Raw genomic sequence first — 13,510 nt, forward strand, 5'->3', positions numbered from 1 at the left:
CGATGGCCGGGCGTACGATCTCCGAGAAGATCCTCGCTCGAAAATCCGGGCAGGATGCGCACGCCGGGGACCTCGTGGTCTGCGAGGTCGATTGCGCGCTCGGCACCGACGGTTCGGTCCCGATGGCGCTCGACTATTTCAAGGCGATGGGCGGAGAGAACGTGCGCGATGCCGCCCGATTGGTCTTTGCGCTCGACCATTACGTGCCGCCGACAAGCCCGCAGACGATCGAGCTGCACCGCGTGATGCGGGACTTCGCCAAGCGGTTCAGCGTCACGCTGCATGAAGCCGGTGAAGGAATCGGTCACCAGCTCATCGTGGAGACGGGCCGCGCTCTGCCGGGTGGCCTGGTCGTCGGAGCCGACAGCCATGCCGTGACATACGGGGCACTGAATTGCTTTGCGACCGGGATCGGCTCGTCCGATCTCGCCGCGGTCATGCTGTGTGGCCGGATCTGGCTGCGCGTGCCGGATTCGATCCGCGTCGTCCTGACCGGACAACTGCCGAGCGGCGTCTATGCGAAGGATATCGCACTGGCCCTCGCGGGCATGCTCGGCGCTGACGGTGCCGCCTATCAGGCACTCGAATTCGCAGGACCGGGTGTCGCCACCCTCGCGCTGGAGGACCGCCTCGTCCTGAGCAATCTTGCGGTCGAGATGGGCGCGAAGACCGGCATCTTCCCGGCCGATGCTGAAACCATCGCCTATCTGCAGGGCCGCACCGGCCAGGCTTTCGAACCGGTCGCAGCGGATCCGGATGCGCACTACAGCCGGACCGTGGAGATCGCGCTCGACGCCCTCACGCCGCGGATCGCGTTGCCGCATCTGGTGGATCAGGTCGTGGCGCTCGAGGATGCGGCCGGCACGCCGGTACAGATGGTCTATCTCGGCACCTGCACGGGCGGCAGGTTACGCGACTTCCATCAGGCTCTCGCGGTGCTCGAGGCGGGTGGAGGCGTTGCACCCGGCGTGCAGCTCGTGGTCACGCCGGCATCGCGCGAGGTCCGCGACGCCATGGCGGCCGATGGCACGCTCGACGCCCTGGTCGGCTTCGGCGCAACCGTGGTCGAGCCGGGCTGCGGCTCCTGCTGCGGGACCTGCGGGGTGATCCCCGGCGACGGGGTTTCGGTGATCTCGACCGCCAACCGGAACTTCAAGGGCCGCATGGGCAACGCCAAGGCATCGATCTACCTCGCCTCCCCGGCAGCTTGCGCAGCCGCCGCGACCCGCGGTGTCGTGACCGATCCTCGCGAGGTGTCGCGATGACAGCCCTGCGAGGACGCGCGCGACTTGTCGGCGACGACGTCAACACCGACTCGATCATCAGCTCGACCCGCAAGCGGGAGAGCCTCGACCCCGCCGTTCTCAGGCAATTCCTGTTCGAGCATGTCGATCCGACCTTTGCAGCTTCTGTGCAACCGGGAGACATCCTGGTGGCGGGCAAGAATTTCGGTTGCGGCTCGGCGATGGAGGTTGCCGTCACAACCGTGCTCGGGGCCGGCATTCCGGCGGTGATGGCGCGAAGCTTCTCGCGCACCTACTACCGCAACGCGATCAACAACGGCCTGCTGCCGCTTGTCTGCGAAACCGGCGGAATTCGTGAGGGCGACATCCTGATCTCCGACGGCACCGGCGCGATCCGCAACGAACGCAGCGGTGAGACCCTCAGCCCGGAGCCGCTGCCGCCGATCATGCTGGCGATCCTGCGCGCGGGCGGCCTCGTTCCCTATATGCGTCAGAACGGTGACTTCAAGCTATGACGATCACAGACACTCCGAGCGCCATTGCCTCGACGGGATACCGTCTTCGGCTTCCCGGTCCAACCGAAGTGCCCGAGCGGGTGCGGCAGGCGATGGCTCGGGTGATGGTCAACCATCGCGGACCCGAATGCCGGACTGCAATCGGCGAGGCGGAGGAGATGATCCGCCCGATTTTAGGCACGACGAACCGCATCCTGTTCTTTGCGAGCTCCGGAACCGGCGTTATGGAGGCTGCGCTCGTCAACGTGGCCGGACCGGGCCATCGGATCCTCGTAGTCGAGCATGGTCAGTTCGGTGAGCGTTTCACCACGATCGCCAAGGCCATGAACATCACCGTCGACACGGTCGCGATCGAATGGGGCCAGGCGATCGATGTCGCCGCGGTGGAAGCCCGATTGCGCGACCACACCTATCGCGCCGTCGTCGTCGTGCACAATGAGAGCTCGACCGGGATCGTGGCCGATCTCGCGGCGCTCGGCGCACTGGTGCGCGACCGGCCAACGCTGCTCATCGCAGACTCCGTCAGCGGTCTCGGCGGCATCGCGATGCGGCAGGACGAATGGGGCGTCGACATCGTTGTCTCGGCCTCGCAAAAGGCCTTGATGTGCCCGCCCGGCCTCGCACTTGCCAGCGTCAGCGCCAAGGCGTGGCACGTGATCGGGCAGGACGAGCAGCGATCGGCCTTCTATTGGGATTTCCGTCGCGCGCTGAAATCCGCGGAGCAGAACGAGACCGCGTTCACGGCACCGGTGAGCCTCATCTATGGCCTGCGTGAGGCCTTGACGATGATGCACGAGGAAGGCTTCGCCAATGTGCTCGCGCGCCACAAGAAGCTCTCCGCCGCGCTGCGCGCCGGCGGCGCGGCGCTCGGACTCGCAGATTTTTGCCGCGATGAGCCACGCTCGAACACGGTCGTGGTTTTCAAGGTCCCCGACGGGCTCGAAGGCGGAGCCATCGTGCGGCAGCTCTACCAGGATCACCGCACGGTGATCGCAGGCGCCCGCAACCGTCTCTCCGGCCGTGTCATCCGGTTTGGCACGATGGGTGCTTTGAGCGCGGGGACCATTCTGACCGACCTTCTGCATCTCGAGGACGCACTCACGAAGTTCGGCCTGCCGATCGAACCCGGCGCCGGGCTCAAGGCGGCCACCGAGTACCTCGCCGCAACCGCATGAGCAATCGCTGAACCCACGAGGGCGAACCACGATGAGACCTCCTGCCTCCATCCTCGCCCGAGTCGTGACGCTCGCGGCATCGCTGTTCGCGGCCGGGCTGGTCTCGGCCCAGCAGAGCGTCGTGCTCTATTCGGCCAACGACGACACCGTGAACAAGCTTGTAGCCGAAGGCTTCGCCAAGGCGACCGGAATCAAGGTCGACGTGGTCTCGACCGGATCAGGTGTGCTGGTGCGCCGCGTCGCGTCCGAGGCCGCCAATCCGCAGGGCGACGTGATCTGGGGCGTCAGCGCGACGCTGCTGCGGCTGGCGAGCCCGCACCTTCAGGCTTACGCGGCGAAGGGCCGCGAAGCCGTGCCGGCGCAATTTCGCGATCCGAACGACCTTTGGCTGGGCACCAACATCCAGGTCGTCGTGATCGGCCAGAACACCAAGGCGATCGACAAGGCCAGCGGGCCCAAAGCCTGGGCAGACCTCCTCGATCCGAAATGGAAAGGCAAGCTCGCCTTTACCGACCCTGCCAATTCCGGATTCTCATATGCGGCCGCGACCACGCTTCTCTCGCTGTGGGGCGCGGACGACGCAGCCTGGACCAAGATGGACGGGCTTCTTGCGAATGCGAAGGTGCTCAACCGCTCGACCCAGGTCTTCGACGGGATCGGCAGCGGCGAATATCCGCTTGGCATCACGCTCGAATATGCCGGCTTCCTGTGGGCCCATAACGGTGCGCCGGTGAGCGTCGCCTATCCGGCCGAGGGCACCTATGCGGGCGTCGAAGGCGCGGCCATCCTGAAAGGCGGACCGAACCCCGAGCCTGCCAAACGGCTGGTCGACTATCTGGGCAGCAAGGAAGTCCAGGAGATGTTGCTGAAGGCGACGTTCCGGCGCCCTGCCCGTCAGGACATCGAGCTCGAGGCAGTCGCACCGGGGATGCTGCCGTTCTCGGCAGTCAAGGTGCTGCCCTATGACGACACCAAATGGGAAGCGGCCCGTCGCGACACCCTCGCGCGGCTGAAGACCACGATCCAGAACACGCGCTGATCCGATGACCGCGATCCGGATTGAAAACCTGACCCGCACCTTCGGCGCGGTGCGGGCCGTGGACGACATCTCGCTCGACATCAAGCATGGCGAGCTGTTCACGCTGCTTGGGCCGTCAGGCTGCGGGAAGACGACGTTGCTGCGCATGATCGCAGGCTTCATCGACGTCGAATCCGGCTCCATTTGCTTCGACGGCCGGCGCATCGATGCTCTGCCCGCGCATCGCCGCGACACCGGCATGGTGTTTCAGAACTACGCGATCTTCCCGAACCACACCGTCGCCGAAAACGTGGCCTACGGGCTGAAGGCCAGGAAGGTTCCGGCTGCCGAGATCGCATCGCGCGTCGATAAGGCGCTCGAGCGGGTGCGCCTTGCAGGTTACGGTCCGCGCTCGCCACACCAGCTCTCCGGCGGTCAGCTGCAACGCGTGGCAATCGCCCGCGCGCTCGTGATCGAGCCCGCCGTGCTCCTGTTCGACGAGCCGCTGTCCAACCTCGACGCGCAGTTGCGCACCGAAATGCGGATCGAGGTCCGACAGCTGCAGCAGGCGCTCGGCCTGACTGCGATCTACGTGACGCATGATCAGGAGGAGGCACTCGCCATCTCCGACCGCATCGCCGTCTTGCGTCACGGCAAGATCGAGCAAGTGGACACGCCGGAGCGCATCTATCGAATGCCGCAGACTGCCTTCGTCGCCGAATTCCTCGGCTCGACCAATATGGTGCCGGGCATCGCGGGAGCTTTCGACGGCCGTAACACCCCTGTCGCAGCAGCCGGAACGGAATTCACGGTCAGAGGCGAGGTCGCAGCGCCGGGCGCGCCGGTGTTGCTGTCGGTCAGGCCGGAGGCCCTGCAGCTGCGAGACGGTTCCGGTGGCTCGCTTGTGCATGCGCGTCTGGCGCTGCGTGAATTTCTCGGCCCGGTACAACGCCTCCACGCAACCCTGCCGGACGGCACCCAGATTCGGATTGCGGCGCTCGGCGGCCAGGCGCTCGATCTCTTGCCCGGCGCGCCGCTCACCCTTGCCTACGACCCTGCCCAGATCACGGCGTATCCGGCGCCATGAAACGCTTCGCCACCATCGTGACGCTGGCGGCGCTGGTGCTGCTCGCGGTGTTTCTGCTCTACCCGCTGGCGCTCGTCCTGGATGCAAGCTTTCGGATCGACGGCACGGGCGGCCTGACACTTGGGAACTATGCGGCGATTGTGAAGAGCCGCTACTATCTTGGCAGCATCGGCAACAGTCTGCTCTGCGCCGCGCTCGCGACGGCCTTCGCATGCGCGATCGGCATCCCGCTCGCCTTCTGTCTCGCCCGGATCGACATACCGGGCCGCGCGCTGCTGCTGACGCTTGCGTCCTTACCGCTGGTCCTGCCCTCTTTCGTCAGCGCCTACGCCCTCGTGCTGCTGTTCGGCCATGCTGGCGTCGTCACCACCGCTCTGCGCGGGATCGGCATCCCGATCGGATCGATCTACGGCGTGCCCGGCATCGTCATCGTGTTCACGTTGACGCTCTATCCATACGTCGTCATGCCCGTGCTGGCCGGATTCCAGGCAGTCGACGCCTCGATGGAGGAGGCAGCCCGCAATCTCGGCGGCTCACGGCCCTATGTGATCCGCACCGTGCTGCTGCCCATCGTGATGCCGGCGATCCTTGCCGGCGGACTATTGGTGTTCATTGAGGCACTGGAGAATTTCGGCGTGCCAGCGGTGCTGGCTGAGGACCGGCCGTTCCTGGCCGTCGACATCTTCAAGCTGTTCGCCGGCGAATCTGATGCCAACCCGGCCGCGGCGGGCGCACTCAGCGTGCTCCTGATCGCCTGCACGGCGATCGCGCTGCTCGTTCAGCGGCACTACCTTGGCAAGCGCCGGTTTTCGACCAATGCCCGCAGCGCGCCCGCGAAGCTGCCTCTGACGCCGGGGCTGCGGCTCACGGCCACAATCGTGAGTTGGGGCATTGTGATTGCCTCGCTGCTGCCGTTCGCGGCCGTGTTGATGATCTCCCTCCTGCGCTTTCGCGGCCCTGTCCTGACCTGGGAGTTCGGATTGGGCAATTACGCCACCCTATTGTCGGGCTCCTATCGGCCGCTGCTCAACACGCTGACGCTCGCCAGCATCGCGGCCGCCGTCACCATGCTGATCGGCGCCCCGATCGGCTATGTCGTGGCCCGGCACCGCTCGCGCCTGTCGGGATTGCTCGATTTCGTCGGCATGGTGCCGTTTGCAGTCTCGGGCACGATCCTGGCGATCGGGCTCATCATCGCGTTCAACAGCGGTCCCTTGATTCTGACCGGCGGCTGGCTGATCCTGGTCATCGCCTATGTCGTCCGCAAGCTCCCCTTCGCGATCCGGTCGTCCTCGGCAATCGTGCACCAGCTCGATCCCTCGCTCGAGGAAGCCTCGATCAATCTCGGGGTCTCGCCAAGCAAAACCTTCGCGACCCTGACCGTGCCGTTGATGGCCAGCGGCCTTGTCGGCGGGCTGGTGCTGGTCTGGATCACCGCGGCATCCGAGTTGAGCGCGACCATTGTGCTCTATGCGAGCGGCTGGGTCACCACGACCGTCGTGATGTACCATGCCATCGAGGGCACCGGCGCGGGTCTGGCGGCCGCCGCGGCCGCGGTGCTTATCCTCGTCACCGCAATCCCGTTGCTCCTGATCAATCGGCGCATCAACAAGCAGGAATCAACCGTGATATGACGGCAGGACAGGACGGTATGAACGAAGCAGCCCCGACGCTCCCGAATTTCCGCAGCGACAATGTCGCGCCGGTCTGCCCCGAGATTCTGCGAGCGATCGCCGAGGCCAATCGCGGCCCGGCCGCCGCCTATGGGGACGACGATTATTCGAGATTGTTGAATGCGCGCTTCTCGGAGCTGTTCGAGACCGCGGTCACCGTGTTCCCGGTCTCGACCGGTACGGCGGCCAACGCCTTGTCACTCGCGAGCTGCGCGCGGCCCTATGGCGCCATCTATTGTCACGAAGAGGCGCATATCCACACCGCGGAAGGCGGCGCGACCGAAGCCTTCACAGGCGGCGCGAAGCTCGTCGCCATGTCCGGCCGAAACTTTCGGATCGAGCCGTCGAGCCTGCGCCAGGCGCTGGGCCAGGCGGCCTGGGGAGTCCGCAATCGCTCCCAGCCCGATGCGGTGTCGATCACTCAGGCCAGCGAATATGGAACAATCTATCCCCTCGCCGAGATCGCCGAAATCGGAGCAATCGCCCACGACAGGAATCTGTCGCTGCACATGGATGGCGCCCGGTTCGCCAACGCGCTGGCGCGGCTCGATTGCAGCCCGGCCGACATGACATGGCGCGCTGGCGTCGACATCCTGTCCTTCGGGGCGACGAAGAACGGGGCGATGTCGGCGGATGCGATCGTGGTGTTCGACCAGGATCTCGTCGAATCCCTGTCCTATCGGCTTCGCCGCGCCGGCCAGACCTCGTCGAAGATGCGCTTTGCGTCTGCACAGCTGCTCGCCTACGTCGAGGATCGCCTTTATCTGCGGCTCGCGGCGAAGGCCAATGCCGTGGCCGCGCGTCTTGGAGCGGGTCTCGCTGCGCTACCCGACGTTCAGCTCATTGCGCCAGTGGAAGCCAATCTGGTTTTCATCAACCTGCCCGCTTTGGCCATCAACCGTCTTGCAGCGAGCGGGCTGCAATTCGCGCGACGGGGCCAGGACGTAATCCGGTTTGTGGCTCGCTTTGACAGCACCGAACAGGATGCTGACGAGGTCATCGCGCTCGTCCATCGCGCGATCGCAGGAGGCTGAGAGCGATCATTCCTTAACCGATCATTCTGCAGATAGTTGCCCCGCCCACCGTCACCCACGCGTCTACAGCCCTTCCAATTTTCGATTGCAGCTCCTGCGCAACAAGAACATCGCTTGGCAAGTGACACACGCTCAACCAACTACCACGCCCGTTAGGTCGCGTGATGTCTTGCCGGTAGAGCCCGCCGAAACGCTTCTTCAAATAACCGGCCCATCCTTTTTCTAGTAGAGCGATGGTCTCGGGACTGCGCACGGTGACCAGCCTGCGCGCGCCTAGCGAACAGCATCGAACACTTTAGGACTGTCGCGAACGGGCGCATTCTTTACCCGCGAGGTAATCGAATTGGTCCCCGCCACGGCGCATCTTCGGTCGCAACAGGAAATGACCATGATCGCGCTGCTGCTCTACCGGACCATCGCAGACCACCTTGTTCCCTGGGCCGTGACGCTCGCGACCCGCATGCTGGCACGCAGCCTCAACATGCCCGAGCCCCTGGTGCATTCGACCGGCCACTATGTCGTCGCGCAGGTAACAGCCTTCGAGCACGGCGTCGGCAAGAGCCTCTGCCCGTTCCGCCTCGCCCGCCTGCTCCGCGCCTGGTGGCGCGGACGGCACTGAATTCACCCCCAAGCCCAACCCAACCATGGAGACCACGATGATCGACGCATCCACCTTCCTGCGCCGCGCGCTTCTCGCCGACGCCATCTTCAGCGGCGTCGCCGCCCTCGGCTTCACCTTCGGCGCCGGCGCGTTCGCATCGCTGTTCAACCTGCCTGAAGCGCTGCTGCGTGAGACCGGCCTGTTCCTGATCGCCTACACCGCGCTGGTCGGCTGGCTTGCCTCGCGTGCCTCCGTGGCGAGGCCGCTCGTGCTGCTGGTCGTGGTCGGCAACGCGGCCTGGACGGTCGGCAGCATCGCGCTGCTGTTCTCGGGCGCGGTGTCGCCGAACATCAGCGGCGAGCTCATGGTCGTCGCGCAGGCGATCGCGACCGGCGTGTTTGCCGAGCTGCAATATGTGGGATTGCGGAAGAGCGGGAATGTGGTGACGGCGTGAGACCACGTCACTCGCTGTCGTCGCCCGGCTCGACCGGGCGACCCAGTATTCCGAGACAGTAGACGGATGCGGATGGGCTGCGGCGTACTGGATGCCCCGCTTTCGCGGCGCATGACACCGCGGCTAATGGCTAAGCCCGCGCGCGACCGTTCTTCTTGCCAACGGCATGGCCGTTGAGCTTCTTCTTGCCGGCCTTCGCGCCCGCCTTCTTGGCCTTGGCTTCCGTGCGCGCCTTCACCTTGGTGCGTTCGGCGCGGGCCTCGGCGCGCAGCTTCTTGCGCTTGGCCTCGCAGGAAGGGCATTTGCAGCCGATCGGCTTGAGATAGGCTTTGAAGTAGTCGGTGCCGTAATCGTAGTTGATCTCGTCGCCCGGCTCGATGTTCTTGATGGCGCGGATGAAGACCTTGCGCTCGCGCGGCCGGACGTCGGACTCGGCGTTGGGGCGGCAGGAATGGTTGATGTAGCGGGCGAGGTTCTTGCGCACCGACCCGTCGATGGTCCAGCGGTTGTTGAGCTCGAACAGGTATTTGTTCTCGATCTCGTCATGCGCGGGAATTTTGGAGTCCAGGATCGGTCCGAAATAACGGATGATCCGGGTCCCCTTCTTGATCGGCATGGTGGCGAAGAGGCCAAGTCCGGTCTTGGAACGGCCGACGCGGTAGGATTTGCTGGAAGCGATGGCTGGCATGATCGAATGAGATGTCGCGGACGAAGCGCGGTAAGCGCAGCGGAAGGCGCCCTTCTAGAACGATTCCGCGCCGCTGTCAGGTACATCCCGCCTCTGTTTGAACCTTGCCCACAGTGAAGACGTCTGATGGAGGAAGTTCCCTCTGTATCAAGGCGTCGTCATGAGGCGTATCGCGTTCCTTTGTCTGACCGTGCTGCTGACTTGCCTGAGCGCGGGTCACGTCGCCGCCCAATCCATGGGCAGCAGCTATTCCTCCACAGCGCCAAAAGACTGCCGCCAGATCGGCAAGCCCAGCGAGCTCGACGGCAGCACCACACGGGTCTGCCCGGGAAAAAACGGCCTGATCGTGCTGATCGCCGAGGATGATCTGCGCGAAATCGTCTCGGTCGGCCGCAACCGCAAGGCCGCAGCGGAGGAACCGGCGGCAAAGGTCTGGTTCGCGCCATTCAATTCGTCGGAGGCCACCGTCGAATGGCGTAGCGCGGGCACGAAGCCGATTGCCATGATCCAGCGCTGGCACATCGCCGATAGCACCGATCCCGACAAGCAGGGACGGCCGAACACCAAGGCCATGCTCGTCGTGACGCGGCTGCCGCCGGGGTCGGTCTGCCACGTCGCCTATGTCGATGCCATCGCCAACCCCACCGCCAATGAGCTCGCTCGCAAGGCGGCGGACGATTTCGCCCGCAGCTTCACTTGCGGCAAGGACGAGGTGAAGATTGTCGGCACGCGTGGACGTGCGGTCGAACTCGCGACGATGCGCTAGGGCAGCGCCCGCCCGAACGCGCTATGCCGGCAGCTTCGCCGTGATGGGCGCCGTCAGCATCGCCTCGAGCAACTGTTCGGCCGTCGTCCCCTCGGGCAGCCGCCCCAAAATGTCTTCGAGCCGTCCGTCGAGCAGCAGCATGGTGAAGCCGTGCACCATGGACCAGGCGCGGGCGATCGCCGCACCCTGGTTCAGCGTCAGCGAATCTTCGCTGATCTGCTCCTGACGCATCATGCCGATGGCATTGGCGAGCCCGGCGAAGGAGGCTTCGGCCGCCTCGTGCAGCGAGGGTCTGGAATAATCGAGCCGTTCGGTGCGGAACATGATGCCGTACATGCCGGGATGGGCCTGCGCATAGGCGACATAGGCCTTCGGCCGCGCCAGCGCGCGCTCCAGCGGCGTGGTGGCGGCGTCGCAGGACGAGGCCATCGCCGCGTTGAACTGGCGGAAGCCGACGGCCGCGAGCTCGCTGAGCAGGCCGGTGAGATCGCCGAAATGATGGGTCGGCGCGGCATGCGAGACGCCCGCCTCCCGCGCCACCGCGCGCAAGGTCAGGCCGGAGAGCCCGTCGCGCTCCAGCACCCGTTCGGCGGCCTGGAGCAGCGCCTCGCGCAGGGCGCCGTGATGATACGGCGTCTCCGTCTTCGCTACTGCCGGACGGCGTGTGGAACGCGCCTGCGCGCTCGCGGCCGACGATGTCTTGCTCGGGGTACGCGGCTTGCGCGCTGTTTCGCTGTTGGTGTCGCTTTTGGCCATTTGCAAGCTATATGACGCAATATTGACAGTGTAAAGATTTCACTTGACGAATGCGGTGATCGGCATTATTCGATCTTTACGATGTAAAGATAAGGAGGGATACGCCGTGCAGCACGACGCCGTCACCGAGCGCCGCCATAACCTCGGTCCGATTCCATTCGAAGCCGATGCGCCATTCCTCAAAATCGTCGGGGAATTGCCGCGCGATCTGAATGGCGTGCTCTATCGCAACGGTCCCAATCCGCAGTTCGATGCGCCCGGTGCGCACTGGTTCGTCGGCGACGGCATGCTGCATGCTTTCCACCTCGAGAACGGCCGCGCCAGCTATCGCAACCGCTGGGTCCGCACGCCGAAATGGCTGGCCGAGCACGATGCCGGCCGCGCGCTGTTCGGCGGCTTCGGCCGCAAGCTGCCGGATGCGCCACAAAACCTCACCGACGGCGGCGTCGCCAACACCAACATCATCTTTCATGCCGGCAAGCTTTTGGCGCTGGAAGAAGCGCATCTGCCGACCGAGATCGAGCCGGGCACGCTGGCGACGCGCGGCTATCACGATTATCAGGGTCGTGTCGCCGGCAGCTTCACGGCGCATCCGAAGGTCGACCCGGTCACCGGCGAGCTCGTGTTCTTCGGCTACAACGCCGCGGGTCCGCTGACGCCTGCCCTCTCCTACGGATCGATCGACGCCTCCGGCAAGGCGACGCGCTTCGAACGTTTCGAGGCGCCCTATGCCAGCATGGTGCACGACTTCATCGTCACCGAGAACCATGCGCTGTTTCCGATCCTGCCGATCACCGGCAGCATGGAGCGCGCGATGAGCGGACGGCCGCCTTATGCCTGGGAGCCGGACAAGGGCGCCTATGTCGGCGTGATGAAGCGCAACGGCACGGCGAAGGACATCGTCTGGTTTCGCGGCGAAGCCTGCTACGTCTTCCACATCATGAACGCGTGGGAGGACGGCAACCGCATCATCGCCGACGTCATGCAGTTCGAGGAAGCGCCGCTGTTTCCGCATCCCGATGGCCGGCCGACGGATCCGGAGAAATCACGCGCGCGCCATTGCCGCTGGACGTTCGATCTCTCGGGGAAGACCGACCGCTTCCAGCAGACCTATCTCGACGATCTCACCGGCGAATTCCCCCGCATCGACGACCGCCGCGCCGGATTGAAAAGCCATCACGGCTGGTACGCCTGCGCCAATCCGCGGCTGCCGATGTTCGGCGCGCTGTCGGGCATCGTCCATGTCGACGGCAACGGCAGACGGCTCGGTCATTATCTGCTGCCGGCCGGCGATACCATCTCCGAGCCGGTGTTCGTCGAGCGCGCGACGGATGCCACGGAAGGCGACGGCTGGCTGTTGGCGGTGGTCTGGCGCGCGCGGGAGAACCGCAGCGACCTCGCGGTGTTCAACGCCACCGATGTCGAAGCCGGCCCCGTTGCGCTGGTGCAGCTCGGCCACCGCGTGCCCGACGGCTTTCACGGCAATTGGGTGGGCGCGCAGTAACTCTTGTCATTCCGGGGCGCGACGACGTCGCGAGCCCCGGAATGACATCGCGGATGTCACCAAAGAGGCCTCGCATGCATATGCCCTCGATCACCGCAGATTGCCTTGCCGTCCTCGCCCTGGCCTGCGCAGCGCTCGCACTCCGGATGATCCGGCTGCGACGGAGCGGCCATGTCATCTTCAACGGCGGCATCTTGCTCTCGGTCGGCCTCCTGCTCGCCGCCGCGCTGCCGATCCTGTCGCGCCTGCCCTGGGCGGAATTCGCCGACGAGGCGTCCGACCAAGCCATTGCTGCCCTTCACTTTTTGGAAGTCACCTACGTTATTTTGACACTGTAAAGATTTCGCTTGACCCAGCATCGCTCCTGAATTATTGATCTTTACATCGTAAAGATTAGCCAGACCGAGGCGGCTCATGGCGATTTTCCTGATCCTCGCGCCCTACGGCGCCTACACTTTCCTGATGCTGGTGACGTCGGCCACGATCAGCGTGTTTGCCGCGTCTGCGATCTGCCTCGCCACCATCACGGTCGATGTCGCGCGCGGCCGCTCCGTGAAGATCCTAGCGACGGGCTCGGCGATCGTATTCGCCGCAATCGGCCTCTACCTCGCGCTGATCGACCCGAAGCTCAGCACGCTGGGAGTCAAGCTGTCGGTCGACATCGGCATCTTCGTCATCTCGCTCGGCTCGATGCTGGTCCGCCACCCGTTCACGCTGCAATATGCGGTTGAAACGGTCCCGGCCGAGACGGCGGCGATGCCCGGCTTCCTCACCGCCAACTACGTCATCACCGGCGCCTGGACCACCGCCGCGCTGTTGATGATGGCCGCCAACATCGCGCTGCTCTACGTCCCCGGCCTGCCGCTCTGGTCGGGCCTTGCGGTCGCCTTCGCCGCCCGCAACAGCGCGATCTACTTCACAAAATGGTATCCCGAGTATCGCCAGATCAAATATGCTGCGCCCGCCGCCGCGCTGCCCCACCCCCATTGAAGACA

The 13,510-nt window shown here is 65.0% G+C and carries 15 protein-coding genes; 13 read left to right on the plus strand and 2 right to left on the minus strand.

Annotation, left to right across the window (positions count from 1 at the left end):
• Positions 1-2 precede the first annotated feature (2 nt).
• The 9 genes from AB7245_RS29455 to AB7245_RS29495 all read left to right on the plus strand — a co-directional run bounded on the left by AB7245_RS29455 (position 3) and on the right by AB7245_RS29495 (position 8,801).
• Complete coding sequence (locus AB7245_RS29455; protein ID WP_439035195.1) at positions 3-1,265, plus strand: 3-isopropylmalate dehydratase large subunit; 1,263 nt, start codon at positions 3-5, stop codon at positions 1,263-1,265.
• Positions 1,262-1,759, plus strand: a complete 498-nt coding sequence (locus AB7245_RS29460) for an alpha-IPM isomerase (protein ID WP_085404246.1) — start codon at positions 1,262-1,264, stop codon at positions 1,757-1,759. Before AB7245_RS29455 ends, AB7245_RS29460 begins: the two co-directional genes overlap by 4 nt.
• Positions 1,756-2,934, plus strand: coding sequence for a pyridoxal-phosphate-dependent aminotransferase family protein (locus AB7245_RS29465; protein WP_354131414.1), 1,179 nt, complete (start codon positions 1,756-1,758; stop codon positions 2,932-2,934). Before AB7245_RS29460 ends, AB7245_RS29465 begins: the two co-directional genes overlap by 4 nt.
• A gap of 31 nt (positions 2,935-2,965) precedes the next feature.
• Positions 2,966-3,973 (plus strand): extracellular solute-binding protein, encoded by a 1,008-nt coding sequence (locus AB7245_RS29470; protein WP_354131413.1) that lies wholly within the window; start codon positions 2,966-2,968, stop codon positions 3,971-3,973.
• A gap of 4 nt (positions 3,974-3,977) precedes the next feature.
• Positions 3,978-5,039 (plus strand): ABC transporter ATP-binding protein, encoded by a 1,062-nt coding sequence (locus tag AB7245_RS29475; protein ID WP_063982310.1) that lies wholly within the window; start codon positions 3,978-3,980, stop codon positions 5,037-5,039.
• Positions 5,036-6,673, plus strand: a complete 1,638-nt coding sequence (locus tag AB7245_RS29480) for an ABC transporter permease (RefSeq protein WP_354131412.1) — start codon at positions 5,036-5,038, stop codon at positions 6,671-6,673. The genes AB7245_RS29475 and AB7245_RS29480 overlap by 4 nt, the downstream gene beginning before the upstream one ends.
• A gap of 17 nt (positions 6,674-6,690) precedes the next feature.
• On the plus strand, positions 6,691-7,746 hold the full coding sequence (locus AB7245_RS29485; RefSeq protein ID WP_208087669.1) for a threonine aldolase family protein: 1,056 nt from the start codon (positions 6,691-6,693) through the stop codon (positions 7,744-7,746).
• A gap of 388 nt (positions 7,747-8,134) precedes the next feature.
• Positions 8,135-8,365 carry a hypothetical protein gene (locus AB7245_RS29490; RefSeq protein ID WP_014494050.1) on the plus strand — a complete coding sequence of 77 codons (231 nt, stop codon included), beginning with the start codon at positions 8,135-8,137 and terminating at the stop codon, positions 8,363-8,365.
• A 37-nt stretch (positions 8,366-8,402) separates the two neighbouring features.
• On the plus strand, positions 8,403-8,801 hold the full coding sequence (locus tag AB7245_RS29495) for a hypothetical protein (protein WP_354131411.1): 399 nt from the start codon (positions 8,403-8,405) through the stop codon (positions 8,799-8,801).
• A gap of 130 nt (positions 8,802-8,931) precedes the next feature.
• Here AB7245_RS29495 and AB7245_RS29500 read toward each other — a convergent pair whose 3' ends face one another.
• Positions 8,932-9,489, minus strand: coding sequence for an SET domain-containing protein (locus AB7245_RS29500; protein ID WP_354131410.1), 558 nt, complete (start codon positions 9,487-9,489; stop codon positions 8,932-8,934).
• Between the two features lie 160 nt (positions 9,490-9,649).
• Between AB7245_RS29500 and AB7245_RS29505 the strand changes: the two genes are divergently transcribed.
• On the plus strand, positions 9,650-10,255 hold the full coding sequence (locus AB7245_RS29505; RefSeq protein WP_439035196.1) for a hypothetical protein: 606 nt from the start codon (positions 9,650-9,652) through the stop codon (positions 10,253-10,255).
• Positions 10,256-10,276: 21 nt separating this feature from the next.
• Here AB7245_RS29505 and AB7245_RS29510 read toward each other — a convergent pair whose 3' ends face one another.
• Positions 10,277-11,011, minus strand: a complete 735-nt coding sequence (locus AB7245_RS29510) for a TetR/AcrR family transcriptional regulator (protein WP_354131409.1) — start codon at positions 11,009-11,011, stop codon at positions 10,277-10,279.
• A 106-nt stretch (positions 11,012-11,117) separates the two neighbouring features.
• On the opposite strand from AB7245_RS29510, the gene AB7245_RS29515 reads away from it, so the two are divergent.
• The 3 genes from AB7245_RS29515 to AB7245_RS29525 all read left to right on the plus strand — a co-directional run bounded on the left by AB7245_RS29515 (position 11,118) and on the right by AB7245_RS29525 (position 13,505).
• Positions 11,118-12,515 (plus strand): carotenoid oxygenase family protein, encoded by a 1,398-nt coding sequence (locus tag AB7245_RS29515; protein ID WP_354131408.1) that lies wholly within the window; start codon positions 11,118-11,120, stop codon positions 12,513-12,515.
• A gap of 74 nt (positions 12,516-12,589) precedes the next feature.
• A complete protein-coding gene (locus AB7245_RS29520) occupies positions 12,590-12,853 on the plus strand; it encodes a hypothetical protein (protein WP_071912263.1) in 264 nt (87 codons plus the stop codon).
• Between the two features lie 76 nt (positions 12,854-12,929).
• Positions 12,930-13,505, plus strand: coding sequence for a hypothetical protein (locus AB7245_RS29525; protein ID WP_354131407.1), 576 nt, complete (start codon positions 12,930-12,932; stop codon positions 13,503-13,505).
• Positions 13,506-13,510 lie beyond the last annotated feature (5 nt).

The organism is Bradyrhizobium sp. 604_D8_N2_3 (genome assembly GCF_051810765.1).
Classification (GTDB): Bacteria; Pseudomonadota; Alphaproteobacteria; order Rhizobiales; family Xanthobacteraceae; genus Bradyrhizobium; species Bradyrhizobium barranii.

Coding starts and splice junctions, on each gene's coding strand:
- AB7245_RS29455 (WP_439035195.1), top strand. CDS start 3: ATGGCCGGGCGTACGATCTCCGAGAAGATCCTCGCTCGAAAATCCGGG.
- AB7245_RS29460 (WP_085404246.1), top strand. CDS start 1,262: ATGACAGCCCTGCGAGGACGCGCGCGACTTGTCGGCGACGACGTCAAC.
- AB7245_RS29465 (WP_354131414.1), top strand. CDS start 1,756: ATGACGATCACAGACACTCCGAGCGCCATTGCCTCGACGGGATACCGT.
- AB7245_RS29470 (WP_354131413.1), top strand. CDS start 2,966: ATGAGACCTCCTGCCTCCATCCTCGCCCGAGTCGTGACGCTCGCGGCA.
- AB7245_RS29475 (WP_063982310.1), top strand. CDS start 3,978: ATGACCGCGATCCGGATTGAAAACCTGACCCGCACCTTCGGCGCGGTG.
- AB7245_RS29480 (WP_354131412.1), top strand. CDS start 5,036: ATGAAACGCTTCGCCACCATCGTGACGCTGGCGGCGCTGGTGCTGCTC.
- AB7245_RS29485 (WP_208087669.1), top strand. CDS start 6,691: ATGAACGAAGCAGCCCCGACGCTCCCGAATTTCCGCAGCGACAATGTC.
- AB7245_RS29490 (WP_014494050.1), top strand. CDS start 8,135: ATGATCGCGCTGCTGCTCTACCGGACCATCGCAGACCACCTTGTTCCC.
- AB7245_RS29495 (WP_354131411.1), top strand. CDS start 8,403: ATGATCGACGCATCCACCTTCCTGCGCCGCGCGCTTCTCGCCGACGCC.
- AB7245_RS29500 (WP_354131410.1), bottom strand. CDS start 9,489: ATGCCAGCCATCGCTTCCAGCAAATCCTACCGCGTCGGCCGTTCCAAG.
- AB7245_RS29505 (WP_439035196.1), top strand. CDS start 9,650: ATGAGGCGTATCGCGTTCCTTTGTCTGACCGTGCTGCTGACTTGCCTG.
- AB7245_RS29510 (WP_354131409.1), bottom strand. CDS start 11,011: ATGGCCAAAAGCGACACCAACAGCGAAACAGCGCGCAAGCCGCGTACC.
- AB7245_RS29520 (WP_071912263.1), top strand. CDS start 12,590: ATGCATATGCCCTCGATCACCGCAGATTGCCTTGCCGTCCTCGCCCTG.
- AB7245_RS29525 (WP_354131407.1), top strand. CDS start 12,930: ATGGCGATTTTCCTGATCCTCGCGCCCTACGGCGCCTACACTTTCCTG.